The 26,505-nt window shown below is 74.0% G+C and carries 23 protein-coding genes; 10 read left to right on the top strand and 13 right to left on the bottom strand.

All coding sequences use genetic code 11. The annotated features are described in order from the left end of the window. Window positions 1-93 precede the first annotated feature (93 nt). Window positions 94-936, bottom strand: coding sequence for a DUF1206 domain-containing protein (locus ABD236_RS08885; RefSeq protein WP_425543843.1), 843 nt, complete (start codon window positions 934-936; stop codon window positions 94-96). Between the two features lie 167 nt (window positions 937-1,103). On the opposite strand from ABD236_RS08885, the gene ABD236_RS08880 reads away from it, so the two are divergent. Both ABD236_RS08880 and ABD236_RS08875 read left to right on the top strand, forming a co-directional pair. After that, on the top strand, window positions 1,104-2,477 hold the full coding sequence (locus ABD236_RS08880; RefSeq protein ID WP_344072076.1) for a sigma-70 family RNA polymerase sigma factor: 1,374 nt from the start codon (window positions 1,104-1,106) through the stop codon (window positions 2,475-2,477). A 51-nt stretch (window positions 2,478-2,528) separates the two neighbouring features. Beyond that, entirely contained in the window at window positions 2,529-2,798 is a 270-nt protein-coding gene (locus tag ABD236_RS08875; RefSeq protein WP_344072074.1) for a hypothetical protein, read from the top strand. A 67-nt stretch (window positions 2,799-2,865) separates the two neighbouring features. On the opposite strand, the gene ABD236_RS08870 is transcribed toward ABD236_RS08875, so the two are convergent. After that, complete coding sequence (locus ABD236_RS08870) at window positions 2,866-3,702, bottom strand: NAD(P)H-binding protein (RefSeq protein ID WP_344072072.1); 837 nt, start codon at window positions 3,700-3,702, stop codon at window positions 2,866-2,868. 158 nt (window positions 3,703-3,860) lie between these two features. Here ABD236_RS08870 and ABD236_RS08865 point away from each other — a divergent pair, with 158 nt between their 5' ends. Then, entirely contained in the window at window positions 3,861-4,067 is a 207-nt protein-coding gene (locus ABD236_RS08865) for a DUF1918 domain-containing protein (protein WP_344072070.1), read from the top strand. 74 nt (window positions 4,068-4,141) lie between these two features. On the opposite strand, the gene ABD236_RS08860 is transcribed toward ABD236_RS08865, so the two are convergent. The 4 genes from ABD236_RS08860 to ABD236_RS08845 all read right to left on the bottom strand — a co-directional run bounded on the left by ABD236_RS08860 (window position 4,142) and on the right by ABD236_RS08845 (window position 8,794). Continuing rightward, entirely contained in the window at window positions 4,142-5,173 is a 1,032-nt protein-coding gene (locus ABD236_RS08860) for a hypothetical protein (protein WP_344072068.1), read from the bottom strand. Then, window positions 5,170-6,438, bottom strand: a complete 1,269-nt coding sequence (locus tag ABD236_RS08855) for an MFS transporter (RefSeq protein WP_344072066.1) — start codon at window positions 6,436-6,438, stop codon at window positions 5,170-5,172. The genes ABD236_RS08860 and ABD236_RS08855 overlap by 4 nt, the downstream gene beginning before the upstream one ends. A 139-nt stretch (window positions 6,439-6,577) precedes the next feature. Then, window positions 6,578-7,465 carry an alkaline phosphatase family protein gene (locus ABD236_RS08850; RefSeq protein ID WP_344072064.1) on the bottom strand — a complete coding sequence of 296 codons (888 nt, stop codon included), beginning with the start codon at window positions 7,463-7,465 and terminating at the stop codon, window positions 6,578-6,580. Between the two features lie 105 nt (window positions 7,466-7,570). Further along, window positions 7,571-8,794 carry a S8 family peptidase gene (locus ABD236_RS08845; RefSeq protein WP_344072062.1) on the bottom strand — a complete coding sequence of 408 codons (1,224 nt, stop codon included), beginning with the start codon at window positions 8,792-8,794 and terminating at the stop codon, window positions 7,571-7,573. Window positions 8,795-8,979: 185 nt separating this feature from the next. Between ABD236_RS08845 and ABD236_RS08840 the strand changes: the two genes are divergently transcribed. The 3 genes from ABD236_RS08840 to ABD236_RS08830 all read left to right on the top strand — a co-directional run bounded on the left by ABD236_RS08840 (window position 8,980) and on the right by ABD236_RS08830 (window position 11,909). After that, window positions 8,980-9,972 (top strand): helix-turn-helix domain-containing protein, encoded by a 993-nt coding sequence (locus ABD236_RS08840; RefSeq protein ID WP_344072060.1) that lies wholly within the window; start codon window positions 8,980-8,982, stop codon window positions 9,970-9,972. A gap of 73 nt (window positions 9,973-10,045) precedes the next feature. Next, window positions 10,046-11,371: an MFS transporter gene (locus ABD236_RS08835; RefSeq protein WP_344072058.1), complete on the top strand. Its 1,326-nt coding sequence runs from the start codon at window positions 10,046-10,048 to the stop codon at window positions 11,369-11,371. Window positions 11,372-11,375: 4 nt separating this feature from the next. Continuing rightward, window positions 11,376-11,909, top strand: coding sequence for a GNAT family N-acetyltransferase (locus ABD236_RS08830; protein WP_344072057.1), 534 nt, complete (start codon window positions 11,376-11,378; stop codon window positions 11,907-11,909). Window positions 11,910-11,950: 41 nt separating this feature from the next. Here the strand turns inward: ABD236_RS08830 and ABD236_RS08825 are convergent, their stop codons facing one another. The 4 genes from ABD236_RS08825 to ABD236_RS08810 form a co-directional block, all read right to left on the bottom strand. After that, complete coding sequence (locus ABD236_RS08825; protein WP_344072055.1) at window positions 11,951-12,730, bottom strand: VOC family protein; 780 nt, start codon at window positions 12,728-12,730, stop codon at window positions 11,951-11,953. A gap of 221 nt (window positions 12,731-12,951) precedes the next feature. Next, on the bottom strand, window positions 12,952-13,509 hold the full coding sequence (locus tag ABD236_RS08820) for a VanZ family protein (RefSeq protein WP_425543842.1): 558 nt from the start codon (window positions 13,507-13,509) through the stop codon (window positions 12,952-12,954). 109 nt (window positions 13,510-13,618) lie between these two features. Beyond that, complete coding sequence (locus ABD236_RS08815) at window positions 13,619-14,500, bottom strand: diacylglycerol/lipid kinase family protein (RefSeq protein WP_344072053.1); 882 nt, start codon at window positions 14,498-14,500, stop codon at window positions 13,619-13,621. Window positions 14,501-14,561: 61 nt separating this feature from the next. Beyond that, the gene (locus tag ABD236_RS08810) at window positions 14,562-16,160 is read right to left on the bottom strand and encodes an FAD-binding oxidoreductase (protein WP_344072050.1); all 1,599 of its coding nucleotides are present in this window, start codon (window positions 16,158-16,160) and stop codon (window positions 14,562-14,564) included. Between the two features lie 98 nt (window positions 16,161-16,258). Here ABD236_RS08810 and ABD236_RS08805 point away from each other — a divergent pair, with 98 nt between their 5' ends. The 3 genes from ABD236_RS08805 (at window position 16,259) to ABD236_RS08795 (ending at window position 19,755) form a co-directional block, all read left to right on the top strand. Next, window positions 16,259-16,858 (top strand): TetR/AcrR family transcriptional regulator, encoded by a 600-nt coding sequence (locus ABD236_RS08805; protein ID WP_344072048.1) that lies wholly within the window; start codon window positions 16,259-16,261, stop codon window positions 16,856-16,858. Beyond that, window positions 16,855-18,435 (top strand): glycerol-3-phosphate dehydrogenase/oxidase, encoded by a 1,581-nt coding sequence (locus tag ABD236_RS08800; RefSeq protein WP_344072046.1) that lies wholly within the window; start codon window positions 16,855-16,857, stop codon window positions 18,433-18,435. The genes ABD236_RS08805 and ABD236_RS08800 overlap by 4 nt, the downstream gene beginning before the upstream one ends. Window positions 18,436-18,573: 138 nt before the next feature. Further along, window positions 18,574-19,755 carry a serine hydrolase domain-containing protein gene (locus tag ABD236_RS08795; protein WP_344072044.1) on the top strand — a complete coding sequence of 394 codons (1,182 nt, stop codon included), beginning with the start codon at window positions 18,574-18,576 and terminating at the stop codon, window positions 19,753-19,755. Window positions 19,756-19,834: 79 nt separating this feature from the next. On the opposite strand, the gene ABD236_RS08790 is transcribed toward ABD236_RS08795, so the two are convergent. The 3 genes from ABD236_RS08790 to ABD236_RS08780 form a co-directional block, all read right to left on the bottom strand. After that, complete coding sequence (locus ABD236_RS08790; protein WP_344072042.1) at window positions 19,835-22,621, bottom strand: alpha/beta hydrolase family protein; 2,787 nt, start codon at window positions 22,619-22,621, stop codon at window positions 19,835-19,837. Window positions 22,622-22,856: 235 nt separating this feature from the next. Then, on the bottom strand, window positions 22,857-24,137 hold the full coding sequence (locus ABD236_RS08785) for an IS701 family transposase (RefSeq protein WP_344072040.1): 1,281 nt from the start codon (window positions 24,135-24,137) through the stop codon (window positions 22,857-22,859). Between the two features lie 554 nt (window positions 24,138-24,691). Continuing rightward, on the bottom strand, window positions 24,692-25,528 hold the full coding sequence (locus ABD236_RS08780) for an AfsR/SARP family transcriptional regulator (protein ID WP_344072038.1): 837 nt from the start codon (window positions 25,526-25,528) through the stop codon (window positions 24,692-24,694). A gap of 216 nt (window positions 25,529-25,744) precedes the next feature. Between ABD236_RS08780 and ABD236_RS08775 the strand changes: the two genes are divergently transcribed. Further along, entirely contained in the window at window positions 25,745-26,482 is a 738-nt protein-coding gene (locus tag ABD236_RS08775) for an SDR family NAD(P)-dependent oxidoreductase (protein ID WP_344072036.1), read from the top strand. The last annotated feature ends 23 nt before the right edge of the window (window positions 26,483-26,505 follow it).

The following is a 26,505-nucleotide window of genomic DNA, read 5'->3' as shown; positions in this document are numbered from 1 at the left end:
CAACGCGAGGAGCGTGTACCCGGTAACCCACTTTCCACACGGACCTGTTCTCGAGCGGCTGAAATTCGGTGGTCGGGGGCCGCGCCGACGGGCTCAGAACCTGCGCCAGCGTGCCATCGCGAAGGAGAACAGCCCGAAGAGCGCCAGGCCCGCGGCCACCGCCATCAGCAGCCAGGGCCCCGCCGGGGTGTGCGCGAAGGAGCGCAGGGTGTCGTCCATGCCCTTGGCGCGGCGGGGGTCGAAGCCGACAGCCGCCCACAGCGCGAAGCCGCCGGCCGCGGCGAAGACGGCGCCCCGGGCGACCCCGCCCGCCACACCCGTGCAGTCCACCGCCAGACGGGTGCGCGGTGACATCTCGGTGAGCCGCATGCGGTCGTGGTACTTGCGCAGCGCCGCCCGTGCCGCGAGCCATCCGCCGACCCCGATCGCGACGACTCCGGCCGCCCCCACCATCCACCGCCCGCCCGGCAGGTCCAGCAGCCGGGCCGTGAGGTCCTGGGAGGTGCGGTCGCTGGAGCCGCCCTCGCTGCGGCGGTCGCCGAGGGCGTACGTCGAGACGGTGTACGCGACGAAGCCGTAGAAGAGACAGCGCCCCCCGGAGACCAGCCGTTTGCGCGCCTTGCGGCCATCGGCTCCAGCGGCGCCGAACAGCGCCTCGGACAGGCGCCACACCGCCATCCCGGTGAGCCCCACCGCCAGCGCCCACAGCGCGACCGTGCCCAGCGGGCGGTGGGCGATCTCCGCCAGCGCCCCCTCCCGGTCGGCCTGCCGGCCGCGGTCGCTGCCCATGGCGACCCGCGCCGCCAGCAGTCCCACCAGCACATAGATGGCCCCGCGCGCGACGAACCCGGCCCGTGCGGCCCCCTCGACCACCGGACCCCGAGCCGCCCGCCGGGCCCGGACCCGTCCGGACACCGTCACCGTACCCACCTTCACGGCACCTCCCGGGGTGCGGGTTCCCCCGGCCGACGACCGCAATCCCGCCATGCGCCGGGCGGGGGCGTTCACGGTCCGGACCGGTTGTCCGCGTCTTTCGACGGACAACCGCCGGCTGTGCCGTGACTGCTCCACAGTGGTGCTCCGAGCGAGTACGAGGAGAGCGGATGGCAAGCCGGGGCGGCCGGCCGTGGGGGCCGTTACGGGGGACGACCCCCCAGGAGAACCAGACGGCGGCCCTGCTGCGGAGCTGGCTGGAGGAGACGGGCGTCACCGTCGCCGCTCTGCACGCCGCGCTGCGCCGCGGCGACGTCCTCAGCGGGCCGGTTCCGTGCCGTACGACGGTGGCCGAGCGGCTGGCGGGCCGCCACCTCTCCGGTGAGTTCGTCGACGCGGTGGCGACGGTCTGCTTCGACGCCGCCGACCGGCCCGACCGCGTCACACAGGCCCGCCGGCTCCTCGCCTCCCCCGTCCGCCCGCCCGAGACCTACGTTCCGCTTCCGGCGCCCGGTGGCCGTGCGCCGGGCGCGCCGCCTCCCGTGGCCGGGGCGGCCTCGCCCGAGGAGGTCGCGCAGCTGCGTCTGAATGTGGTGGAGATGCGCCGACGGATGCGCAGGGCTATGGACGACAACGCCGTCCTGATGTCCGAGCGCGACGAGCTGTCGCGGCGCTGCGCCATCCTGGCCCGCGCCCTGTCGGCGTCGCAGTCGGCGGTACGGGGGTTGACCGAGCGGTTGGAGAAGCGCGCCGCGGCGGATGATCCCGGCGACGAGGACTCCGGGGGGCCCGAGCCGCCGGTGGAGGGTCCGGGCGGTGGCCCGGGAGGCGTGGGGAGCTCCGGCGGTGGCCCGGGAGGCGTGGGGAGCTCCGGCGGTGGCCCGGGAGGCGTGGGGAGCTCCGGCGGTGGCCCGGGAGGCGTGGCCGGCTCGGGGCGCGGTGGTCCCGTACCGCATCCGAGCTCGGCCCCCGCCCCCGCGCGAGGCCCGGTCGCCACCCTGGTCGCCGACACCCGCGCGCCCGGTCGGGGCCCCGGCCTGCCGACGGGCGCGGCCGGTCTGCCGCCCGCCTTCGAGGCCTTCTTCGCCATGAACGTCTCCCGCTACGCCGCCTACGCGCGGCTGCACCTGCGCGAGGCAATGGCCGAGACCGCCGTCATGGCGACCTTCGAGGCGATCCTCGGGGACTGGCTGCTCTTCCTCCAGCAGCCCCACCCGTCGGCCTGGGCGTGGCAGATACTGCGCCGCCACGTCACGGAGCAGGCCCGCCGGGTGTCACCCCAGCAGGTGCTGCGCCAGGCGATGCGGGACGCGCGGGTGTCCCTGGGCGGGATGGACAGCGAACTCGGCCTCTACGACGCCATCGCGCAGCTCCCCGAGCGGCAGTTCGACGTGATCGTGCTGCGCTTCGTCCTCGGCTACTCGACCGACCAGGTCGCCCACGTCATGGGCCTGTCGCCGGGCACGGTCCGCAGCCATCAGCGCATGGCCCAGCGGTACCTGGCCGCGCGGATCGGCGTGCGGGAGGCGGAGGTGGAGGGGTGAGGCGCACGAGATGGACGCGGAAGTCGACGACGTTCCCAGAAGGAGACCCCGTTGAGCGACCAGAACGACGACGGCCACGGCCGGGCCCCGCACCACGTACCGCCGCCGGTCATCAGCATCGTCGCCCACCGGGGCGCCCAGGTCCGGGTGGACGCCGCGATCACGAGTGCGGACCTGCTCGGCCGTACGGCCGTGCCGCCGAGCGGAGAGCCGGCGTCCGGGGACCGGCCCTTCTGGCACCGCACCTCGGTGGTGTGGAGCGCGCTGGCGGCGGTCGCGGCCGTCGCGGCGGTGGTCATCGGCTGGGCGGCGGGCCGGTGAACGCGGTGGTCCGTACAGAGCAGGGACGCGGTGAGGTCCGACCGCCGGGAGTGGCTGTGGCTCGCGGTCAGGTGAAGGTGGCCGCGTGGTCGGCCGCCCAGCGCGCGAAGGGCAGCGGGGGGCGGCCGAGGACGCGGCGCGCGGTCCCTGTCGCCGGGGAGCCGCCCCGGGCGGCGGCGACGATGAACTGCACGACCGAGGCGGCGACCCGCGGCGAGCCGAAGCGCTCGAACTCGCGGCGCGCCTGAGCCTCGGTGAGCTCCTCGATACGGATGCGCCGACCCGCGGCCGCTCCGATCAGCTCGACCTGGCGGCGCTGCGACACCAGCTCGCCGCCCGTGAGGAGGTCGCTGACCGCGGCGTCGGGGCGGCCGGTCAGCGCGGCGACCGCGGCGGCGGCGACATCGCGCTCGTGGATCGGCGCGGTGGCCGCCTCCGGGTGCAGCAGCCGCACCACGCCCTCCGCGCGGATCGAGGACGACCAGGCCAGCGCGTTGCCGGCGAGGACGAGCGGGCGGATGGGCGTCCAGCGCAGCCCGGAGGCGGCGAGTGCCGCCTCCGTCGCCCGGTGCTCCTCGGCGATCGCGTTGCCGCGCGCGTACGGCAGGAGCACGCTCCCGGAGGACAGCACCACCACGTGCTCGACGCCCGCCGCACGGGCGGCCGCGGCGAAGTCGGCCATGCCCGTGGCCGTGGCGTACACGAACACCTTCCGTACGCCGTCCAGCGCGGCCGGGAGCGTCCGCGGCCGGGTGAGGTCGGCCGCGACCACCGGGACCTCGGCGGGCAGGTCGGCCTTTCGCGGGTCGCGGGCCGAGGCCCGGACCGGCTCGCCGAGGGCGAGTAGCTGGTCGAGCACCTGCCGTCCGACGCTGCCGCGCGCCCCGATCACCAGGGTGGTCATGGGTGTCCTCCTCGGTCGCCTTCGTCACCTCGGTCGCTTTGGTGGGGAGCAGTTTGGGCGGAGATTTCCGGCAGGTGCAAGCATGCCAGAACGGGGCTTACCGGGACATACGGCATAAAATGCATTTACCGACCAGTCCGCTTCCGAGGGAGGCCTCGATGCGAGCGAGCGAGGGTGACCAGCTGGTGCAGCACGGCAGGGTCGTCGGCCAGCACGACAGGATCGGTGAGATCGTCCAGGTCCTGGGCGAGAACGGCACACCGCCCTACCGGGTGCACTTCCCGGACGGCCATGAGTCGATCATGGCGCCGGGTCCCGACTGCGCGGTTCATTCGAAAGCCGGGTCGAAGGAGGAGTACCGGTAGCCGAGGTTACGGAGTCGTCCCGGGTGTCCCGGGCGGGCGTACGGCGGTGCACGACCTGGAGGCCCCGGGGTGCGTCACGGTGTGAGCGTCGCCGGGGACTGGGCGTCCTCGACGAGGACGCGGGGGCTGCCCGTTCCGTCGGCCGGGGTCTGCCAGATGTCGGCGTGGTCCCTGCCCCGGCGCAGCGCGTAGGCGACCGTGCGGGAGTCGAGCCAGACCGCCTGGTCGTCTACGCTGTGCTGCTCGGCGAGCGGGGTGACGTGGCCGGAGGCGAGGTCGAGCACCGAGAGGCGCCAGCCGTGGCGGGGGTCGCCGTCGCGGGCCGCCTTGAAGGCGATCCGGGTGCCGTCGGGGGAGAGGGAGGGGCACTCCACACCGTCCCGCACGGTGTTCAGCCGGCGGGTGGCGAGGTCTCCGCGCACCAGATAGCGGTGGCCCGCCGTGGACATCGTGGCGTAGAAGTGGCGGTCGTCCAAGGCGAAGGTGACGCCCCAGAAGTTGAGGTCCTTCGCGTGGTAGGGCCGGTCCGCCACCGTGACCGCCCAGTCCTCCAGGGTCGCAACGAGCGTGTCGGTGCGGGTGTCGAGGATGCCGACGCGCGTGGAGAAGCGGCCGCCGTTGTAGGAGTCGCCGGTGACGAACACCGTCCAGGCCACCAGATGCCCGCTCGGCGACACCCGGGCCCGGTTGGGCACGCCCACCAGCGGTATCTCGGTGCGGACCCCCAGGTGGGCGTCGAGGACCGTCAGCTGATAGGTCGTCAAGTTGCTGTCGAGGCGCAGACACAGGCCGGTGCCCGCCGCCGCGTGGAAGCGGGCGCAGTTCAGGCGGGCGACGGTTCGGGGGGCGGCCGCGGACACCGTGATCAGCCGGCCGTGGCTGTCGGAGGCGGTGCTCAGCGCCGCGAGCCCGGGCCGCTCCTGGACGGAGGGGGAGCCCGGGAGCAGCGTCACCGCGCCCTGCTCGGCCACCTTGGCCGGGGCGTCCGGGCGGGCCGCCACGATGGCCGAACCGGCCAGCACGGCCAGCGCGGTGAAGCCGACCGACGCGCCGATGACCCGCCGCCGGGGCGAGCGCGAGAGCCGGTCGAGCCAGGTGGTGGTCATCGGACGGTCTCCTTCGTACGGTGGCCACGCAGAGCCGTGAGCGTCACACCCGCGGCCGCCGCCACCGCCACCACCGCGAACCTGCACGCGGTGGCCGGACCCCAGGCGGCCCAGGCGAGGCCGAAGGCGACGGACGAGGTGACATAGGCGAGGGCCTGCGCGGTCTGGACGCAGGCGAGGCCGGTCGTGCGCAGGGCCTCGGGGAAGGCGGGGGCGGCCAGGGCCATCAGGACGCCGTCCGTGGCCGCGTAGAACGCCCCGTACAGACACAGGCACGCCACGGTCACCGGGGTGCCGGAGAGCGGGCTGCCGAGCAGCAGATACACCCCGCCCAGCGCCAGATAGCCCCAGCGCAGCATCACCGCCCGGCCGTGGCGGTCGGCGAGCGCGCCGAGGGGCGGGGCGAGCAGGAGGTAGACGAGGCTGGTGCCCACCGCGAGCCAGGGGAACCAGCCGGTGGAGAAGCCCTGGCGGCGCAGCAGCACCAGATAGACGAAGCCGTCGCCGACGGTGCTCAGGCCCAGCGCGGTGGCCGCGTACAGCAGGCGCCGGGTGTCGGCGCGGCGCAGCAGGCCCAGTGCCGCACGCGGTGAGGGCGCGGCGGTGGGCGACGGGCGCCGTTCCACTCGGTCGCGGGTGAAGAGGGCGAGGACGACAAGGGCCGCGGCCGCGATGCAGAAGCTGGTGAGGAAGAGCGCGGAGAACGCCTGGGACGTCGTGCTGCCCGCGGCCGACAGCACCGCGAGCGCGACCAGCGGCCCGGCGAACGCCCCCGCGCTGTCCATCGCGCGGTGCACCCCGAAGGCCCGGCCGAGCAGGGGCTCGGGCACCGACAGGGTGATCAGGGCGTCCCGGGGCGCGGTGCGCAGACCCTTGCCCGCGCGGTCCGCGACGAGCACCGCGCCGAGCGCCGGCACGCTCCCGGCGGCGATGAGGCCTAGCTTGGCCAGCGCGGACATGCCGTAGCCCGCCGCCGCGACGGCCTTGCGGGTGCGGAAGCGGTCCGCCACATAGCCGCCGACCAGGCGCAGCAGGGCGGTCGCCCCGGTGTAGAGGCCGTCCATCACACCGTAGGCGGCCGGGCCGAGGTGCAGGGTGAGGACGAAGTACAGCGGCAGCACGGCCGTGACCATCTCCGAGGAGACGTCGGTGAGCAGGCTCACCGTGCCGAGCGCCAGCACGTTGGCGCCGACGGCCGTGAGCGCGCCGCGCCGGCCCGGGCCCGCGCCGCCCCGCGACGGGCGGTCGATGGTGGAGAGATACACGGCGTTGCCGCCTCCTCGGAGGATGTACGTATGCCGGGGTGCACGGACGGGTGGTGCCGGTGCCCCGGGGGCTCTGGTGGGCGCCCCGGGGCACCGGTCGAAAGGGCCGCGGATCAGCGGCGGCCCTCACCTCCCCCCGTCAGGAGGTGGTCCAGGCGTCCGTCACCGGGGACTTGCCGGCCGCGCCGCCCAGGGCGGGCAGCCCGTTGATGTCCTCCAGGGTGCGCAGCAGGCCGTAGTGGTTGAGCTGCGTGGCCGACTTGTAGCCGGTCTTCACATGGGCGCCGACGAACGCGGTGTAGATCTGGTTGACGGAGGTGGAGTGGTCCTCGTCGAAGGTGACGACGAGGAGGCTGTTGTGCGTCTTGGCCCACTGGGCGTAGCCGTCCAGCCTGCTCTTGAGCCAGGAGTCACCTGTGCCGATGGAGCAGTCGTGCATGTCGTCGCACATGTCCGGCGTCACGAACGACACGGTGGGCAGCTTGGTGTAGTCGCTGGGGAAGGTGGAGAACGGCACGTTGTACGAGGCGCCATTGACGGTGGGGAAGTCCACCCAGGGGGCGTGCTTGCGGCGGTACTTGCCGCTGCCGCACCCGGTGTACCCGGCGCTGGGCAGGGCCTCGGAGTAGCCCTTGAAGGTCTTGCCCGCGGCGAGGAGCTGTTGCCCCAGGTTGCCGGTGCGGAAGTCCTTGGGGCAGTCGTCGTTGCTGACGCCCTGCTGGGAGCCCGAGAAGAGGCCGATGTAGTTGGGCTGGCTGGGGTGGGTCAGGGCGAAGGACTTGGTGAAGAGGGTGCCCTGGGAGGCGAGGTTGGTGAAGTACGGGGCGCTGGAGCCGGTGATGGAGCTGTAGTTCTTGTTCTCGAACAGCACGACCACCACGTGGTCGAACGCCGGGAGTGCGGCCGCCTGGGCCACCGGCTGGGTGGCGGGGGCGGACGGTGGGGAGCCGTCCGGCGCGCAGACGCCCAGCGCCAGGAGCGCGAGGGCGGGTACGCCGGCCAAAGCCGAGGTGCGCAGGAAACGCATCACTTGATCTCCTCTTGGTTGGTGTGGGGGGTGGGTGTGGGGGGTGGCGGCCGGTGGGGAAGGGGCGGCGGCTCGCTCGGCGGGGATGTCCGAGGGCCCGGTGGGTCAGTTCCGGGCGGTGGTGGCGCCGGTGTACAGAAGCCGGTTGGGGGTGCCGCTGCCGGCGTTGGAGACCGCACCCTGGGTGGCGGTGTCGGTCAGCTGCCGCTGTACGTCGGCGGGCCGGGCGTCCGGGTGCGCGGACACCCACAGCGCCGCCGCGCCGGTGACGTGCGGCGCGGCCATCGAGGTGCCGGAGAGCGCCTTGGTCGCGGTGTCGCCGCTGTTCCAGGCCGAGTTGATGCCGGTGCCGGGGGCGAAGAGGTCGGTGCAGCGGCCGTAGTCGGAGTCGGAGCGCCGTTTGTCGGAGGAGTCCGCGTTGTTGACGACGACGGCCTCGGCGATGTCGCCCGGCGAGTTGCGGCAGGCGTCGGTGTTCTTGTTGCCCGACGACACCACCCAGGTGATCCCGGCCGCGATGGACTTCTTGATCGCCGTGTCCTCGCTGCTGATCACGGACGTGCTGTTGAGGCTCATGTTGACGACCGCCGGTCGGGCCGCGTGCGCGGTGATCCAGTCGGCCGCCGCGATGATCGCCGAGGTGCCGGCGCTGTCGTGGCAGTCGGTGACGCGGACGGCGACGAGCTTGACGCCCTTGGCGACGCCGTAGTCCTTGCCGCCGACCGTGCCCGCCACATGGGTGCCGTGGCCCAGGCAGTCCTGCCCGCCGCGCCCGTCTCCCACCTCGTCCACGCCGATGCTCGCCCGCCCCTGGAACTGCGTGTGCGTGGTGCGCAGTCCGCTGTCGACGAGGTAGACGGTGACGTTGCTCGCGGTGGTGGCGTACGTATAGCTCTTGTCCAGCGGCAGGGTCCGCTGGTCGATGCGGTCCAGGCCCCAGGACGGCGGGTTGCTCTGGGTCGTGGAGGAGTGCTGGGCCGCGTCCTGCTCCACATATGCCACGGTGGGGTCCGCGGCGGTGGCCGAGGCCTGCTCGGCGGTCATGTCGGCCGCGTATCCGTGGAGAACCGTGCCGTAGGTGTGCCGTACGGTCCCGCCGTGCAGGCGCGTGAGGTGTTCGGCGGCCGCGGCGGGTGAACCGGCGGCCGCGGTCCGGTCGTCGAGGACCACGATGTACCGGCCGCCGATCGCGTCCGGTATCTGGCGCACTCCCGCCGGTGGACTCGCCCCGGCCGGTGGCCGGTTCGCCGCGTGCGCCAGATGCAGGGGCAGTACGGAAGCGGTGGCGAGCAGGGCGGTCAGGGCGCAGAGTCGGGCACGTGCGTGCACGTCAGCTCCTAGGGGGAGGCGGTGAGGGGGCGGACCTTCCGCGTCCGTTTGGTGTACTGCCGTTGCGGGACGCGTGGTGTCCCGTCGTCGCCAGTGGCGAGAACGGGCACCCGCGCCGATGGCGCAAACCGGCTCGAACGTCACCTTCCGTATCCCGCCGCGCGCGGCCGTACCGGCATGGCACGATGTCCGCCATCGACGACACGGGCCTGCCCGAGGAGCTGCGCCGGCTGGGACTGGGGCCCGGCGAGGCCGCGGTGTACACCACGCTGCTCCGGCGCGGGCGCATGCCGGTGGCCGAACTCGCCGAGCGGCTCGGCCAGGAGCCCGGGGAGGCGGAGCGCCTCACCCGCGGGCTCATCGGCCTCGGGCTGGTCGCCGTGCTCGACGGCGAGGCCGACGCCGTCTCGCCGGTCGAGCCGACCATCGCCCTGGACCAGCTCGCCCACGCCCGCGCCGCCGAGCTGCGGCAGGCGCATGTGGCGGCGCTCAACGCCTTCCGCGACTTCCGCCGTTCGGTGCACTCCCAGCCCACCGACGACCTGGTGGAGGTCGTCTCCGGGCCACGGGTCGCCGAGCGCATCTGGCATGTGGAGGGAGCCGCGGAGAGCGAGGTGCTGCGCTTCGACTCACCGCCCTACCACACGGCCGGGGGCCCGAACCCGACCGAAGTGGAGAAACTGGCCCGGGGCGTGGTGTACCGGGTGGTGTACTCCGCGTCCGCGGTGCGCAACACCTCGTACTACGCGGGCAACATCCAGCCGTGCATCGCGGCGGGGGAGCAGGCCCGGGTGCTTCCCACCGTGCCCGTCAAACTCACCGTCTTCGACCGGCGGTTGGCGATCGTGTCGATGTCGTCGGTGGAGGCCGAGTCCAATGACTCGCTGCTGCTCGTGCGCCCCTCCAGTCTGCTCTCCGCCCTCACCGGACTCTTCGAGACGGCCTGGCGCTCCGCCTATCCGATGCATCTGAGCGGTCAGGTGCCGCGCGCGCTGCGCCCCGCGCAGCGCCGGATCCTGGAGCTGCTCGCCACCGGGGTGAACGACGAGGACATCGCCGACCTGCTCGGCATCAGCCGCCGTACCCTGTCGCGGAACCTGGAACAGCTGCACCAGCTCGCGGGCTCCGTCTCCCGCTTCCAGCTCGCGCTGCACGCGGCGCGCCACGACTGGATCTGACGGGAGAGCCGGGCCCTGGTGGGGCCAGGGAAATTGACGGGACTCCGCGCCTCCCGCGTACTACCCTCCCCGGATGCCTGAACTCACCGGTGACGAGCCCCTGTCGGCCCGCTCGCGTGCGCTGTGGCGCGACCGCGACTTCGGGGTCTTCTGGGCCGCGCAGACCCTCTCCGTCGTCGGTGATTCCTTCGCCCTGGTCGCCCTGCCGCTGCTGGTGCTGCACGCGACCGGCTCCGTCGCCCAGATGGGTCTGCTGACCGGCAGCGCGGCGGCGGCCGCCGTCGTCGCGGGGGTCTTCGCCGGGATCGTGGTCGACCGGCTGGACCGCCGGAAGCTGCTGATCGTCTGTGACCTGGTGCGGTTGGCGCTGTACGCGCTGATCCCGCTGGCCTGGGCGTTCGGCCCGCGGATCTGGCTGCTGTACGTGGTGCTGCCGCTCGCCGAGGCCGTCGGGATGCTGTTCTCCGTCACCTATGTCACCGCCGTACGGGCGTTGGTTCCGGGCGACCGCATCACCGAGGCCAACGGCAGGCTGAACGCCACGGCCGCGGCGGCGGGCGTCGTGGGGCCGCTGCTCGCGGGCGTGGTGGCGGCCTGGCTGGGCCCGGCGGCCGCCGTCGCCGTCGACGCGGGGAGCTTCGGGGTGTCGGCCGCCTGTCTGAGCCTCGTACGGTTCAAGGGCCGCGCGCGGCCGTCGGGCGACGAGGCGCGGGGCCCGAGGCGGGAGTCGATGGGCAGGGAGCTGGCCGCCGGGGTGTCGTTCCTGCGGCGGCATCCGGTGCTGCGCAGCCTCACGATCCTGCTGTCGTTCTTCAGCTTCCTGACGCTCGGCCTCAACGACCTGATCATCTATCACCTCAAACACGACCTCGGCCAGGGCGACGACGCCGTCGGCACCGTCTTCGCGGTGGGCGCCCTGGGAACGGTCGTCGGGGCGCTCTTCGTCGCCCCGATCCGCCACCGGCTCGGTTTCGGGGTGACCTGGACCAGCGGGGTCGCGGTCTGCGGGCTCGCCCTGGCGGCGATCGGCTCGGCCGGGAGCGTGGCGGGCGTCGCGGGTCTGACCGCCGCGTTCCTGGGCTGCGTCAGCGTGGCGGGCACCTGCTCGATGTCGCTGCGGCAGGAAGTGACCCCGGACCATCTGCTCGGCCGGGTCACCTCGGCCTTCTGGACCATCCACTACTCGGCCGCCCCCGTCGGCGCGGCCGTCCTCACCTGGGCCGCGCAGCGGTACGGCACCGGCTCGGTGTGTCTGACGGCCGGGGCGTGCTGTCTGCTCGTCGCGGTGCTGGCGCTGTTCACCCCGGTCCGGGCGCGCCGCCCCGAGCAGGCCGGGGCGGTGGCGGGCGGCCCGCTCGGGAGCGAGCCTGGTCAGGAGTCCGCCCGTAGTGGATCATGAAGGGATGAGTGAATCCCTGTCCTCGGCGGCGCCCGCCGTGGTCCGGCTGGCCGGATACACCCGGGCCGACCAGAACGAGATCCTGGGCGACGGCGCCGACCCGTTCGGCGTCGCGGACGCCGGACTGACCTGGCTGCCCAAGGAGGACCACTTCGGCGTCCACCACGAGGGCCGGCTGGTGGCGCACGCGGGGCTGCTGCCGCTGCCGATGTCGGTCGGCGGCGTCGAGGCGCAGGTGATGGGCGTGGGCGGCGTGGCCGTCGCGCCCGATCTGCGCGGCCACGGCCTGGCGCGGCTGGTCGTGGGCGCGGCGGTCGACCACGCGCGCACGCGGGGGCCGAGGCACGCGCTGCTGTTCTGCCGGCCGCCGCTCGTCGCGCTCTACCGGCGCCTCGGCTGGCGGACCCTGGACCGGGACGTCGAGGTGGAGCAGCCCGCGGGGCCCGTGGTGATGCCGCTGCGGACCATGTGGATTCCGCTGCATGACGACGAGCCCTGGCCGGAGGGGCCGGCGCGGCTGCTCTCGTACCCCATGTGAGCCTGGACGGGCGGCGGTTCGAGGGCAGGCCCCGGGCCCGGTCAGCCGTGCTGCGGCGCGGGCTTGAGGATGGCGAAGGGGGCGCCGTGGGGGTCGGCGAGCCAGGCGATGCGGCCGACGTCCGGCACGTCCGACGCGGGCATGATGACCGTGCCGCCGCTCTCCCGCGCCCGCTCCGCCGTGGCGTCCGCGTCGGCCACCGCGAAGTACGGGATCCACCGCGGCTCCATGCCCTCCTGGGCCGGGGCGAGGCCGCCGAACGAGGCGTCCTGCTGGTCGCCCTCGGAGGTGGACAGCACGGTGTACGTCATCCCGGGCGCCGCCATCTCCTGGGAGCGCCAGCCGAACAGCGAGCGGTAGAAGGACAGCGCGGCCGGTACGTCCTGGGCGTGCAGCTCGGCCCAGCACAGCGCGTCCTCCTCGTGCGTGCGCTCCAGGCCCTTGGTGGCGGCGGGCTGCCACACCGAGAAGTCGGCGCCGCCCGGGTCGGTGAGGCACGCCATCCGGCCCGCGTCCATGACGTCGAAGGGCTCCACCCGCACGGTCCCGCCCGCCTGCTCGACCGCCTTGGCGGTGGCGTCCGCGTCCGGTGTCCGGAAGTACACCGTCCACGCCGGGCTCGCGCCCTCCTCGGTGAGCGGGCCCAGCGCGGCGACCGTCCGGCCGTCCTTCTGGAAGAAGCCGTACCCGCCGGCCTCGGGGCCCGCGGACTGGAAGTCCCAGCCGAAGACGGAGCCGTAGAACTGGGCCGAGGCCGCCGTGTCGGGGCTGCCGAGGTCGAGCCAGTTGGGTGCGCCGGTGACGAAGTCGGTGCTGAGCATGGGTGCGTGCCTGCCTTTCGCGGATCCGGCCGGGAGCGGGGAGGCCGCGGCCGGGCCGGTGTCTCCCGAGGGCGAACCGGCCCATGGGCGAACCAGCCCATGACGGATCGTATGGGCACGCTCACGCGGAGGGCATACGGAGCGGCGGAACGGGTGACGCGCGGCCGGGCCGGTCCGGTACGGGCGGGCCGCGTACCCCTCGGCGGGGCGGCCCCCGCCTCTCAGCGGCGTGCCGCGGTCCGCCGCAACCCGAGGCGCCAGGTCCGGCTCGGCTTCCGGCGCTCCCGAGGCTCTTCCCCGAGGTGGTGGAAGCCGCGGCCGAGGCGGCGGCCCAGCAGCAGATACGCCAGCAGCGCGCCGGAGGTGTTGAGGATGACGTCGTCCACGTCGAACGCGCGCCCCTCCACCAGCGCCCCCTGCACCAGCTCGATGAGGACCATCACCACGACCGTGTACAGCAGCACCCGCACCGCCCGCAGCCGTCGGCGCACCAGCACCGGCAGGATCAGCCCGAAGGGCGCGCCGAGCAGCAGGTTGCCGCCGACCTGGCGGCAGGCGGCGAGGAAGGTGTAGTCGTCGGCGTATTCGCGCAGCGAGTGCCCGGGCCGCAGGTTCGACCCCGCGATGTCGCGTGACGCGGGCGAGGGGGTGAGCGTCAGTTTGGCGAGCACGACGGCGAACGCCGCCAGCGCCGCGATCGCGACCAGCGTGATCAGCACCCGAACGGCCATGACCCGCCTGGCAGTTCGGGCCCGGGCCCGCTCGGCTTGAGTGGTCATGCCGAGCGGATTCCCCGGAACGCGGACGGTACGCCCCGGCGCGCGGGGCACGTGCCGACCGCCGCCGCGCCTGCCTTCCGGGCGGACGGCGGGGGGCGGGATCAGGCCCTCACGCGAGGAGCGTGAGGGCGCCGGGCAGGACGCGCGCGGTGACCGGGAGGACCGCCTCGACCTCGCCGTCCGCCCCGTACGGCAGCGGCCGGTCCGCCTCGATGCGCACCTCGCGGCCGCGCAGCACCTCCACCTGCGGGCGGCGGATGTGGCGGCCGTCCTCCAGCTCCCGCATGACGGTGAAGAACAGTCTGCGCGGGGAGTCGTTGAGGATGACCACGTCGAGGAGGCCGTCGTCCACGGCGGCGTCCGGCGCGATGTGCCGTCCGAAGCCGTAGTAGCCGGAGTTGGCGGCGATCACGGTGTAGCCGCTGCGCTCGTGGAGCGTGCCGTCGACGGTGACGCGGTAGTGGGCGGTGCGCCAGCCGAGCACCGCGCGCAGTCCGCCCATGTAGTACGAGGCGGCGCCGCGCAGCAGCCGGGAGGCGTTGGCGTGCCGGTTGGCCACCGCGTCGACCCCGGCGTAGACGCTGCCGAGGACGGCGACCTTGTCGTGCACGGCCGACTCGACCTCGATGGCGTCGACCTTCCTCGGCTCGCCGCGCAACAGCACCTCGGCCAGCGCGGCGGGTTCGGAGGGCAGCCCGAGCGCGCGGGCGAAGTCGTTGCCCCGCCCGGCCGGCACGATGCCCACCAGGGCGTCGGTGCCGGCCAGCGCGCCCGCCACGCACCCGGCCATGCCGTCGCCGCCGACCCCGAGCACCACCCGGCCCCGCTCGGCGGCCCGCCGGGCCAGGGTGCGCGCGTGGTCGAGGCCGCGGCTGTACTCGACCTCCAGCTCCGCACCCCCTTCGCGCAGCAGCCGGGCCAGCGGGATCAGGGCGGCGGCGCCCTGGGACCCGCCCGCGGTGGGGTTGACGACGGCCGTGAACTGTCGCATGGCTACGCTCCGATGGGCGACGACGCTGTGCTGGCGGGCGGGGGAGGAGGTGCCGCGCACCTCAGAGAGCGGGCAGCGGCGGCAGCAGGATGCCGGGGTTCAGGATGCCTGCCGGGTCGAGCCGGTCCTTCACCGCGTGCAGGACCTCGACGCCGAGCGGACCGATCTCCCGGGCGTACCAGTCGCGGTGGTCGGTGCCGACGCCGTGGTGGTGGCTGATGGTGCCGCCCGCCGCGAGGATGGCGTCGTTCGCCGCCCTCTTGGCCGGGGCCCAGTGCGCCACCGGGTCCTCGCCCTGGGCGCTGACCACCGTGAAGTAGAGCGAGGCGCCCGCCGGGTAGACGTGCGAGACGTGGCACATCACCAGCGGCGGGGTGCCCGCCTCGGTGAGCGACCGGGTCAGCGCGGTGCGCACGGCCTCGTACAGGGCGGGGATGTCGGACCAGAAGGCCGCCGTCTCCAGGGTCTCGGCGAAGGCGCCGGTGTCCAGGAGGGCGTCGCGCAGATAGGGCGCGTTGTAGCGGCCGTGGGCCCAGCCGGTGCCGGGCTCCTCGCCGAGCGGCTCGCCGCCCGCCTCGCCGAGGGCGGCGCCCACCCGCGCCCTGCGGTGGGCGACCTCCTCGGGAGCGCCTTCGTACCCGACGATGGCCAGACAGCCCGCGTCGGAGGAGAGGCCGCCGCCGATGGCGTCCGGCTTGGCCAGGCCGATCATGGTCTCGGTCTCGTCGGAGAGGCGCAGCACGGTGGGTAGCGGCCCGTCCTGGGCGAGGGCGCGCAGCGCGGCCTGCCCCTGGGCGAAGGACCCGAAGCGCCAGCCCTCGTAGACCTTGGTCTCGGCGGTGGGGTGCATCCGTACGGTCACCGAGGTGATGACGCCGAACGCGCCCTCGGAGCCGAGGACGAGCTGGCGCAGGTCCGGCCCGGCGGCCGAGCGCGGGGCCCGGCCGAGGTCCAGGGTGCCGCGCGGGGTGGCCACCTGAAGGGCCGTCACCATGTCGTCGAAGCGTCCGAAGCCCGCGGAGGCCTGGCCGCTGGAGCGGGCGGCCGCGAACCCGCCGACCGTCGCCCACTCGAAGGACTGGGGGAAGTGGCCGAGCGTGTAGCCGCGTTCGGCGAGCAGCGCCTCCACCTCGGGGCCGCGCAGCCCGGGCTCCAGGGTGGCGGTGCGCGAGACCTCGTCCAGGGCGACGAGGCGGTTCATCCGGCGCAGGTCCAGCGCGACGAAGGCGTCGTGCCCCTGGGGGGCCAGCCCGCCGACGACCGAGGTGCCGCCGCCGAAGGGGACGACGGCGACCCGGTGTGCGGTGCAGGCCGCGAGGACCGCCAGGACCTCGTCGTGACCGGCGGGCAGCACCACGGCGTCCGGGGCGTCGGCGACCTCGCCGGTGCGGATGCGCAGCAGGTCGGGGGTGGACTTGCCCCGGGTGTGGCGCACCCGGCTCTCGTCGTCGTCGCGAACGTGCTCCTCGCCGACCGCCGCCCCCAGGGCGGCCCGGGCCGCCCCGGTCAGCCGCGACGGGCCGGGCGCGACGGCCGCCAGGTCCTTGGCCGGGGCGGCTGCCGGGCGTACCCCCAGCAGGTCCCGCAGCAGACCCGTCACCTCTTCGGGCAGTGGCGCCGCCTTGGCCGGATCGCCCCAGCCGCTCCACAGCATGTCCACCGAACCCACCTGATCACCCGCTTCGTCGCGCAGTTGTTCCGGTCCCACGGCGTGGGGGGCGGCTTGCCGTCGCCCGTTCCGTCGTTACACTGTGACAGATGAAGCCCATTCGTCACAACCGTCGGGACGACGAGGCGGTGCTCGACGCCGCCCGGGACTGCGTTCTCGCGGTCGGCGTCCGCCGGACGACCCTCACCGACGTCGCCCGCCGGGCCGGGGTCTCCCGGATGACCATCTACCGGCGCTGGCCCGACGTGCGCACCCTGGTGGGCGACGTCATGACACGGGAGTGGGTGTCCGTCACCCTCGGGGACGCGCCCAGCACCGACACCACCCGCCCCGTGCGCGAGCAGCTGGTCGACGGGCTGGTGGCCGGGCTGCGCGCCTTCCGGTCGCACCCGCTGCTCCGCAAGATCCTCGACGTCGACCCGGAACTGCTGCTGCCGTACCTCTTCGACCGGCGCGGGGCCAGCCAGGACGCGCTGCTCGCCTTCGTCCAGGAGGCCCTGGAACAGGGGCACAAGGACGGGTCCGTACGCGCCGACCACCCCACGCGCCAGGCCAGATCGCTCTTCCTGGTGATCCAGTCCTTCGCGCTGTCGCTCCAGACCATGGCCGACGCGGCGGACCCCGACCTCGCCGACGAAGCGTTCTACGACGAGCTCCGGCACATCCTCGAGAGGACCCTCGCCCCATGAGCCCTGCCGAACCCCGCCCGGACTTCTCCCTCACCGCCGCCCGCCGGGCCCGCGACCTGGACCGGCTGGCCGCCGGGACGACCGTCGACGTCCTGGTCGTCGGGCTCGGCGCGACCGGCGCGGGAGCCGCCCTGGACGCCGCCTCGCGCGGACTGTCTGTCGCCGCGATCGACGCGTACGACCTGGCCTTCGGCACCTCCCGCTGGAGCTCGAAGCTCATCCACGGCGGACTGCGGTATCTGGCCTCCGGGCAGCTCGGTGTCGCCCACGAGAGCGCGGTGGAGCGCGGGGTGCTGATGGAGCGCACCGCCCCCCATCTGGTGCGCGCGCAGCCGTTCGTGCTGCCGCTGACCTCCCTGACCTCCCGGCGCAACGCCGCGCTCGCCCAGGCCGGGCTGCGCGCCGGCGACCTGCTGCGCGTCGCCGCGGGCACCGCACGGCGCACGCTGCCCGGCCCGCGCCGCCTCTCGGCCGTCGAGACCCTGCGCACGGGTCCGGGACTGCGCCCGCACGGCCTGTACGGCGGGCTGCTGTCCTGGGACGGCCAACTCGCCGACGACGCCCGGCTGGTGACCGCCATCGCCCGTACCGCCGCCGGGCACGGGGCCCGTGTCCTGACCCGGACCCGCGCCCTGTCCGTATCCGGCGCCGGCGCCCTCGTACGCGACGAGCTGACCGGCCAGGAGCTGACCATCCGGGCCCGGGCGGTCGTCAACGCCACCGGTGTCTGGGCGGACCAGCTGGTCGACGGCGTGAAGCTGCGCCCCTCGCGCGGCACCCACCTGGTGCTGCGGGGCAGCACCCTGCCCGGGCTGACCGCCGGGCTGCACATCCCCGTGCCCGGCGAGACCAACCGCTTCGTGCTCGTCCTGCCGCAGGGCGACGGCCGGGTGTACGTGGGGCTGACCGACGAGCCTGTCGACGGCCCCGTCCAGGACGAGCCCACGCCTCCCGAGTCCGACATCGGCTTCCTGCTCGACGTCCTCAACACGGCCCTGGACACACCGGTCCACCGCGACGACGTGGTGGGCGCCTTCGCCGGGCTGCGGCCGCTGCTCGACGACGCCCCGGAGGAGGGCTCGGGCAGCCGCACATCGGACATCTCGCGGCAGCACGCGGTGCTGACGTCGAGCGAGGGCGTCGTGACCGTCGTCGGCGGCAAGCTGACCACCTACCGGCGGATGGCCCAGGACGCCCTCGACGCGGCCCTCGCCGCCCGGGGCATGGCGGCCGCGCCCTGCCGCACCGCACGGCTGCCGCTGGTCGGCGCCGCCGCGCCGGCGGCGCTCGCGGCCCTGCCCGTACCGCGCAGACTGCTCGCCCGGTACGGCACCGAGGCCACCGCCCTGCACGCGCTCGGCGAGGCCGACCCCCGGTTGCGGGAGCCGGTGGCCGACGGGGTGGAGACCACCCGGGCCGAACTGTGGTGGGCGGCCCGGCACGAGGGCGCACTCGACGCCGGCGACCTCCTGGACCGCCGCACCCGCGTCGGCCTGGTGCCCGCCGACCGGGTCGCGGCCCTGGACGCCGCCCGCGAGGCGCTGGACGCGGCGGCGCACGAGCCCGCCGGTCCCTGAGCACCGCTGCCGGAAGGCCAGGGCCGTCCTGGGCCGGATGGAGCAGCGCGAAGGCGGGCGGCGGCACGGCGTCCGATGCTCTCAGGGGAGACGGGCGAGCCGGACCCGGCCGCCGCCATGCCTTCAGGAGGTACCCACGTGGTCGCACACCTGGCCGGACGCCGCTCCAGGCTGCCGCTGGCCGTCGCCGCCCTGCTCGCCGCCGCGTCGGCCGGCGCCCTCGTCCCGCCCGTGCAGGCCGCCCCGGCGCCCGAGCCGTCGCACGACCGGGGGCTGCAACGCGGACTGGAGCAGCTCGTGGGCGTGCCCGGCGGCCCGCCCGGCGTCATCGCGGTCCTCACCCGTGGCGGCCGGGCCGAGGTCTACCGGGCCGGCGTCGGGGACCTCGGGACCGGGCAGCCGCCCCACGCCACCGACCACATGCGGATCGCGAGCATCGCCAAGGCGTTCAGCGGGGCCGTCGCCCTGCGCCTGGTCGACCAGGGAAAGCTGTCGCTGGACACCACAGTGGGCAGACTGCTGCCGGACCTGCCCACGGCCTGGCACAAGGTGACCCTGCGTCAGATGCTCAACCACACCAGCGGGCTCCCGGACTTCACCGGGTCCGCCGAGTTCCGGGCGATCCTCACCGAGGATCCGCACCACGTCTTCGACTCGCGCAGGCTGCTGGACTTCGCCGCCGGGCAGCCGCTCGCCTTCCGGCCCGGCTCGCGCTACCAGTACTCCAACTCCGACAACATCGCCGTCGCGCTGATGGCCGAGGCCGCGACCGGCTGCCGCTACGAGGACCTGCTCAAGCGCCTCGTGTACCAGCCGCTGGGCCTGCGGCAGACCAGTCTGCCCCCGGGGTTCCGGCTGCCGCGCCCTTATCTGCACGGCTACGCGGTCGACCCGCCCGCCCCGCCGGAGGACGTCACCGAGCTCTTCGACACCTCGGGCGTCTGGGCCTCCGGAGCCGTCGTCTCGACCCCCGCCGACCTGGGCCGGTTCTTCCGCGGCTACGCCGGAGGCAGCCTCGTCTCCCCGCACACCCGCAAGGAACAGCGGAAGTTCCTCCCCGGCGCGGCCTCCGAACCGGCGGGCCCGGGCGTCAACTCCGCCGGACTGGCCCTCTTCCGCTACGCCACGCGCTGCGGTGTGCTCTACGGCCACACCGGCAACACCGCCGGATACACCCAGCTGGCCGCCGCGACCCCGGACGGCAGGAAGTCCCTCACGTTCTCGATCACCACGCAGATCAGCAAGAGCGTCAAACCCGAGTTGCTGCCCCAACTGCGCAAGGTGCAGGAGGACTTCGCCTGCGCGCTGCTGCGCCGCTGAGCGGGCGGAGGTTCAAGGCGCGGGGGAGGCGGGGCGGTGGATCCCGGCGTTCTCACCAACGCCGGGATCCACGCGCTCACTACGAGGCGTCCCGTACCGTCCCGGTGAACTCCGGGCCCGGATGCGGCTGCCATCGCGCGTCGTACGTGATCAGACGGGCGCGCAGCGACTCCACCGGCTCGCTGACGCCGTCCGCGACCGTGGGTACGGACACGTCGGTGCTCGGCCGGCCCGCGGGCACCGTGACCGGGATGTACGGCTCCTCCACGACCTGGGAGAGCGGGCGTGCCGGGGCGGGGGACGCGTCGAAGGTGTCCTTGAGCCACTGCTTGTCGACGTCCGCCGTGGAAAGCTCCGGGCCGCCGCCGACCGGCAGCAGCGGCAGGTCGGCCGAGATCTCGGCGTCGGCGACCGTCGACAGGGACACCCGCCAGGTCAGCGGCTTCCCCTCGACCACATGGTCCGCGACGGGTGTCACGGTGACCTTCGGCATCGGGTCGTCGTCCTGCGCGGTGACACCGCCGCGGTGCGAGCCGACGACCGTGCCGTGCACCGCCTTGACGAATGCTTCCCGGGTGACGTCGTAGCCGTAGCGGGTGTTGCCCCGCACCACGACCGGGACGTCGATCTCATGCCCGCCGGGGCGGACCGTGACCGTACGGGAGGTGACCTTGTCCGTGCCCGGCTCGGGCACGAACAGCCGGACCTGGCCGCTGCCGTGGCCGACGACGCGGACCGGGACGCGGTAGGTGCGCGTACCGGAGTCGCCCTCCTTGACCGTCAGCCGGCCGAGGTCGACCCGGGGCAGCGCGGGCGCGTGCACGGCGGGTGTGCCCGGCTTCCAGCCCCAGGCGTCCATCAGCCACGCCTGCCCGTTCCCGGTGCGCGGGGTCAGCTCCAGGGCGGCGACCCGCTTCAGGTCCAGCCTGTGGGCGGCGGACAGCGGCATACGGATCTCACGCGCCCAGTACGAGGCGGTGCGCCCGGTGCCCGGGAGCCCGTCCACGCGTGCCCGGCCCAGCGCCGCCCGGCGGCCCGAGGCGTCGACGAGGGTGACATCGAGCTGGCTGCCGGTGGTGTTGGGCGGCACGATCAGCCGCAGGGCCAGCGCGTCGCTGCCCGCCAGGGAGACCGGACGGGCGAGCCGTACGGCCGTCGGCGACCCCGCGCCCGTCCAGCGCAGTGCCACCGCGTCACGGCCGGGCTCCCGAGGGGTCTCCCAGGCCGCGAAGTGCGGAGAGGCGCCCTCGGTGCCGGGTGCCAGACAGGCGCGGGCCGGGTCGGGGTCGACCTGGGCGCACACCCGCCCGCCGGAGACGCTGACACCGGGGCCCGGCAGGAACGCGGGGGTGCGGTTGGCGCCGACCGCGTGGGACAGCACCCGGGCGGGGTCCGCCGAGGGGGCGCGGCGGCCGGAGCCGTCGAGGAGCGGGCGCACCCGGTCGTCGCCCGCGACGAACAGCCGGGCCGCCGCCGCGATGTAGGTGGCGCCCGCGCTCTGCTGCCGGGTGGCCGTCAGCCGGGTCTTCGCGCTCGGCGCGCACACCCGGTCGGTGGTGTCGTCGGAGTCGAAGTCGTCCGTGGCGGGCGCCTTGGCCTGGCCCGGTGTCCACTCGCTGTTGAAGAAGTTGTGGTTGGCGCCGACCATGTACACCGCGCTGTGCAGCGCGGCGCCGCGGCTGACCCCGCGGGTGCCGTCCACGTAGATCTCGCCCTGGAGATCCGACACATCGCCGTCGCAGCCCGGCAGGATGGTGAGCGAAGGCACGTCGGGCGCGGGGTTCTGGCCGAAGACGGTCGGGCCGATCAGCACGGTGCCACGGATGTTCCAGCGCACCGGGCCGTGGTAGCCGTCCTCGGCGGCGGGCGGCGCGTAGAGGCTGTCCAGGGCCGCCCGGTTGACGCCCTCACCGCCCCGGGAGTGGCCGACCAGCAGCACCCGGGACGGGTCGGCCGGGGCGACCGCGCGCACGGCGGCCGGTGCGCCGGACCGCTTCGCGCCCCACTGTGCCCAGCGCGCCAGATGCAGCCGGACCAGGGAGGAACGGGCCTGGGCGCCGCCGTCGGCGGCGCTGTCGTCCTGCCCGTTGATGCCGTTGGCCGCGATCGACACCGTCACATACCCCTGCGAGGCGAGGAACTGCTGGGCGCGCAGATAGCCGTCCTGGCTGGGCACCGGCAGCGCACCGGCCGCACACGGCCACTGGCCGGGGTCGCCGTCGTCGGCGCGGTAGCAGGTGTAGTGGCGGCCGTGCAGGAACAGCGCCAGCGGGCGCCTGCCCGGGGCGTTCGTGGGCCCCACCACGGTGCCGCGCATCTCCACCGGAGCCTTGAAGCCCGGCAGCCGCACCGAGTCGAGCGTGTACGCGCCCTTGGCCGTGCGGTACGGGCCCGGTACGCCGGGGTCCACCCGGTTCGCGGGCAGTGGGGCCTGTGGCAGCGCCGGCGCGCTGGGGGCGAGGCCGCTGGGCGGAGGCGGGGTGCGGCCGGTCCCGGCCGCGTCCAGGCGCCGGCCGCCCGCCAGCACCTTCAGCTGGTCGGCCGCGCCGAGCCGCGCGCCGCCGAGCGCCAGCCGGAAGGAGCGCCCGTCCCGCTCGGCCACCGGGTGCCCGAGCAGCCGGTCCCCGGCGTGGAACTCGACCCGGGCGTCGCCCATCGGCACCGCTTCGGGGGAGGTCCAGACGAGCTGGCGGGCGGCGCCGGTGCCGGTGATTCGCCAGCCCGGTGGGAGGCGGTCGTCGTCGGCGGGCCTGGTCAGGGGGCCGGCGGGGCGGGTGGCGGGCTGGGCGTGTGCCAGTTCCGGTGACACCGCCGCCAGCGTGAGCACCGCCAGCGCGGCGGTCACGACGCGTTTCACACGTATCACAGTGGTCGTCCTCGTCGTCGTTCTCGATGGTTCTCGCCGGAGCGCCCCGGGCGACGCCGAGGGTCCTTCGTGATCCGGAGGACGGCAACTCCTGTGAGGGGGTTGCCCGGTGGGGTGCGAGGCACGGTGAGCATGGCCGGAACCCGGCCCGGTGGCGGATACGTGTCCGCCACCACGGGAGCGGTGCGTCCGACGGCCGGCCGGACACACCGCTCTGTCGCGGGAGCATGGCTGACTACCTGTCAGTGAAGTCAGGTCCGGTACGGGGGCGCCCCGGCCGCTCCGGCTCCGGGTCGTCCGCCTCCAGTACGGACACCGCGTGGGCCGCCGAGGCCAGCGTCACATGGCGGTGCCAGCCGGCGTACGAGCGGCCGGTGAAGTCCCGGATGCCGAGGCGGTCGGTGGTCTCCCGGAAGTCCTGGTCGGCGCGGCGGACGAGGCGGCTCAGCCGCATCAGGGTGGGCAGCCGGGTCTCCGTCATATCCGTGAGCCACAGCTCGACGGGGCCCTGGCGACGGCTCTCCGCCACACCCAGCAGGGCCAGTTCACCCGGCCCCGCCAACTGCCGTACGGCGGGCGAGGGGCGGACGCGGATCTTCGTGGTGAGGTGCATCGGGCGGCCGTTCCCGGCGCCGCGCCCGGGCACCGGCGCCGGGCGCATCCGGTCACGCGCCGCCGTCATGATCTGGAGGGCCTGCTGGATCTCGGGCGTCCGGCCCTGCGGCCCGGGGTCGGTCACGGTGAGCTGGACCGCGCCGCTGATCCGGGCGAGGAAGGGGACACCGGCGGCCCGGAACGCGGCGATGGTGGAGGCCAGATCCATATGGCGGGCGTCCAGGACGACCGGCCGCCGCGGCAGGCCCCAGTGGCTCGCCGTCTCCACGGCCGCCTCCACCGCCGAGTCGCCCAGGGTGCGGTCGCCGAGGTCGTCGGGGATGGACGCCTGGCGGCGCCGGATGCGGTCGTCGAGCCAGGAGGAGGACAGGTGCAGCCGCCAGTTGAGCGGGACGCTCATCCGCTCGTTGGCTGCCCACACCCCCACCGCCTGCTGGGCGTTGACGAGCTGGCCCAGCTCGGAGACGAACTGCCGGTCCACACCGACGGAGTTCTCCCCGGTCTTCGGGATCACCATGGGCCGCACCACATACGCCAGCGGGGGATCCAGCTGGGTGATGTGCCGGGCGAGCGAGCGGCGCACCGGGACCCAGTCCCAGGTGGAGTCGCTCACGAAGTGGTGCAGGCTCTGCTCGGTGGCCGAACCACCCAGCAGGGCCGCCATGTTCCGTATCGACCGGCGCCCCTTCGCCCCGAGGAGGCCGCGCAGATACGCGAGGCCCCGCAGGCGCTGGTCCCTGCGGCGCAGTGAGGCGAACAGCACGGTGCTCACCTCGGTGAGCACCCGCTCGTCCCAGCTCGCGGGTGTGTCGGGCACCTGGGCGCCGGGTGAGTGGATGCCGGGTGAGTGGGATTCGTCGTCCGACGGACAGTTCTCCAGTGTCTGCGCAACGGCGTTCATGAGTCCCCCGTGGACCTTGGAATGAGTGGGAGGGCGGCCCGCCCGAACCGGCGAGCCACTTGATTCCGGATCCAACGATGCTCGGCGGGCGCTCGCGCGCCAAGGTAGAGGGGGCACCCTCTGGCCGCCCCGGGGCGAGGGGTAACGCCCCTCCCACGGCTTCCAATCTTCCACCCCGCACTTCTTGCCGGAGAGACATGTCACACGGGTCGATCCGAGGTGGTGGCGGACACCACCGGGAACGGCACGTTCCAGTAAAGGACCGGGTGACCGACTGGTTCCGGCTGTCGAAGTGCCTGGTCAGGGCGGTGTGGAGGCGCCGGTCGGCGTCAGCGGAGGTGTGGTCCGGCCACACATGACACACCCGTGAGGAGGCCGCTCGGAGTCGATGCCGTGCTACCGGCGGTACGGGCCGGGGCGCTCGTCGTATGCCCGCGCTCCCGACGCCTGACACCCTGCCGAGCACGCGAGAACGCCCGGCCGCGAAGACCGTGGAGGTCTTCGCGGCCGGGCGTTCGGGGGCGCGGGAGCGGGACGCGGTGGTGGGGCGCGGCTCAGGCCGAGCGGGCTCCGCTGTGGGCCAGCAGGTCGAGCGAGAGCAGCGGGGCGGTCTTCGCCGGGGCGTCGATCACCGGGTCGCAGGCCAGCACCGCCTGATGGAGACGGTTCATCCGGGGCGACGGTTCAAGCCCGAGCTCCTCGCCCAGCATCCTGCGCAGCCGCTGCACGACGTCCAGTGCCTGGGTGCGCCGGCCCGAACGGCTCAGCGCCAGCATGAACTGGGCGTGCAGATTCTCGTGCGTCGGATACAGCGCGCACAGCGCGCTCAGTTCACCGAGCAGATCATGGTGTCTGCCGAGCCGGAGATCGGCGTCGATACGCTGTTCCTGGACGCTGATCCGGGTTTCCTCCAGGCCCGCCAGATGAATACGCAGAACGGGTCCCGCCTGGACGTCGGAGAGCGCCGAACCCTGCCACAACCCCAGTGCCGTGGAGAGCAGTTCGGAAGCGGCGGCGTCGTTCTTTCCGAGTTCCGCCCTGCCCTGCCGTACGAGGTCGTGAAAGAGATTCACATCGAGCTCGTCGTGGTGGACGGCGAGCATATATCCGCCGTCCCTCGTCTGGAGCAATTCACGCGCCGCCTTGAGGCTGCCGATGCGCGGCACCCGCTTCAGGATGCGCCTGAGCTGCAGAACGTAGGACTGAAGCGTGGAAAGCCCGGTATCCGGAGGGCTTTCTCCCCACAGTTCCTCGATACAGGTGCCGACCGTGACGACCTGATTGGCGTTGAAGACGAGCAGCGCGAGGAGCTGACGCTGTTTGGGCGCCGTGGGGGCGTAATCGTGACCGTTTTCCCGCACGCGCAGCGAACCCAGCACCGAGAATTCCATGACGACCTTCCGCTCGTTCTGGGGGATTGGTGAAACCGTCGACGGCCGACGGCCCCGTTGTTCAGCGAGACTATCCCCGGGCCCCGGTCGGCTCTCCCAGGAGAGTTCAGGATCCGTCAACTCGCTCCATCGCGGCCCCCCATCGGGAGTTCAGTCAGCCTCGCTCGGGATTCCGTAGCGTCGGCACCCGTCGACACGATCCCCGAGGAGGCACACGTGCGACTCGCAGGGAAGGTCGCCATCGTCACCGGTGGCACCAAAGGCCTGGGGTACGCGATCGCCCAGGCATACGCCAAGGAAGGGTGCCGCGTCGTCTGCGCCGCCCGCGAGCCCGACGAGGGGCGCGAACTGCCGCCGGTGGGCGAGGGCGACCTCGCCTACCACCCCGTCGACGTCCGCGACCCCGACTCGGTGGAAGCGCTGATGCGCGACACGTACGAGGCGTACGGACGCCTCGACATCCTGGTGGCCGGCGCGGGCGTCAGCCGGGCCGGACCGGCCGAGCGGCTGGACGCCGCGCACTGGTCGGACGTCATCTCCACCAACCTCAACGGTACGTTTCTGTGCGTGCGTTCAGCGGTCCCGTACCTCGTGCGCGACGGCGGAGGCCGCGTCATCACCCTGTCGTCGGCGCTGGCGACCCGGGTGGCCCCGGGTGCGTCCGCGTACGCGGCGTCGAAGGCCGGGATCGAGATGCTCACCCGGGTCGTGGCCGTCGAGCTGGCGGGCCGGCCCATCACGGTGAACTGTCTGAGCCCGGGCTTCATCGACGAGGGCATGGGGCGCCAGCTGGCCCGCAACGGAGCCGTCTGGGACTACTACCGGGGCAAGATCGCGGCCGGCCGCGCCGGGCGGGCCGACGAGGTCGCCGACGCGGCGCTCTTCCTCGCCGACGACGGCTCCGACTACGTCAACGGCCATGTCCTGGAGGTCAACGGCGGGCTGAGGTGGTGACCGACGGCCACCCCGGCCCGACC

It is taken from the genome of Streptomyces crystallinus, from assembly GCF_039521265.1.
GTDB lineage: Bacteria > Actinomycetota > Actinomycetes > Streptomycetales > Streptomycetaceae > Streptomyces > Streptomyces crystallinus.
The sequence above is the reverse complement of the archived record's forward strand: the minus strand, read 5'-3'. Positions and strand labels throughout refer to the sequence as shown.

Bases quoted from the DNA above. Each gene is read 5' to 3' on its own strand.
- ABD236_RS08880 (WP_344072076.1), top strand. From the start codon at position 1,104: ATGGCAAGCCGGGGCGGCCGGCCGTGGGGGCCGTTACGGGGGACGACC.
- ABD236_RS08870 (WP_344072072.1), bottom strand. From the start codon at position 3,702: ATGACCACCCTGGTGATCGGGGCGCGCGGCAGCGTCGGACGGCAGGTG.
- ABD236_RS08865 (WP_344072070.1), top strand. From the start codon at position 3,861: ATGCGAGCGAGCGAGGGTGACCAGCTGGTGCAGCACGGCAGGGTCGTC.
- ABD236_RS08860 (WP_344072068.1), bottom strand. From the start codon at position 5,173: ATGACCACCACCTGGCTCGACCGGCTCTCGCGCTCGCCCCGGCGGCGG.
- ABD236_RS08850 (WP_344072064.1), bottom strand. From the start codon at position 7,465: ATGCGTTTCCTGCGCACCTCGGCTTTGGCCGGCGTACCCGCCCTCGCG.
- ABD236_RS08840 (WP_344072060.1), top strand. From the start codon at position 8,980: ATGTCCGCCATCGACGACACGGGCCTGCCCGAGGAGCTGCGCCGGCTG.
- ABD236_RS08835 (WP_344072058.1), top strand. From the start codon at position 10,046: ATGCCTGAACTCACCGGTGACGAGCCCCTGTCGGCCCGCTCGCGTGCG.
- ABD236_RS08830 (WP_344072057.1), top strand. From the start codon at position 11,376: ATGAGTGAATCCCTGTCCTCGGCGGCGCCCGCCGTGGTCCGGCTGGCC.
- ABD236_RS08825 (WP_344072055.1), bottom strand. From the start codon at position 12,730: ATGCTCAGCACCGACTTCGTCACCGGCGCACCCAACTGGCTCGACCTC.
- ABD236_RS08820 (WP_425543842.1), bottom strand. From the start codon at position 13,509: ATGACCACTCAAGCCGAGCGGGCCCGGGCCCGAACTGCCAGGCGGGTC.
- ABD236_RS08815 (WP_344072053.1), bottom strand. From the start codon at position 14,500: ATGCGACAGTTCACGGCCGTCGTCAACCCCACCGCGGGCGGGTCCCAG.
- ABD236_RS08805 (WP_344072048.1), top strand. From the start codon at position 16,259: ATGAAGCCCATTCGTCACAACCGTCGGGACGACGAGGCGGTGCTCGAC.
- ABD236_RS08800 (WP_344072046.1), top strand. From the start codon at position 16,855: ATGAGCCCTGCCGAACCCCGCCCGGACTTCTCCCTCACCGCCGCCCGC.
- ABD236_RS08785 (WP_344072040.1), bottom strand. From the start codon at position 24,137: ATGAACGCCGTTGCGCAGACACTGGAGAACTGTCCGTCGGACGACGAA.
- ABD236_RS08780 (WP_344072038.1), bottom strand. From the start codon at position 25,528: ATGGAATTCTCGGTGCTGGGTTCGCTGCGCGTGCGGGAAAACGGTCAC.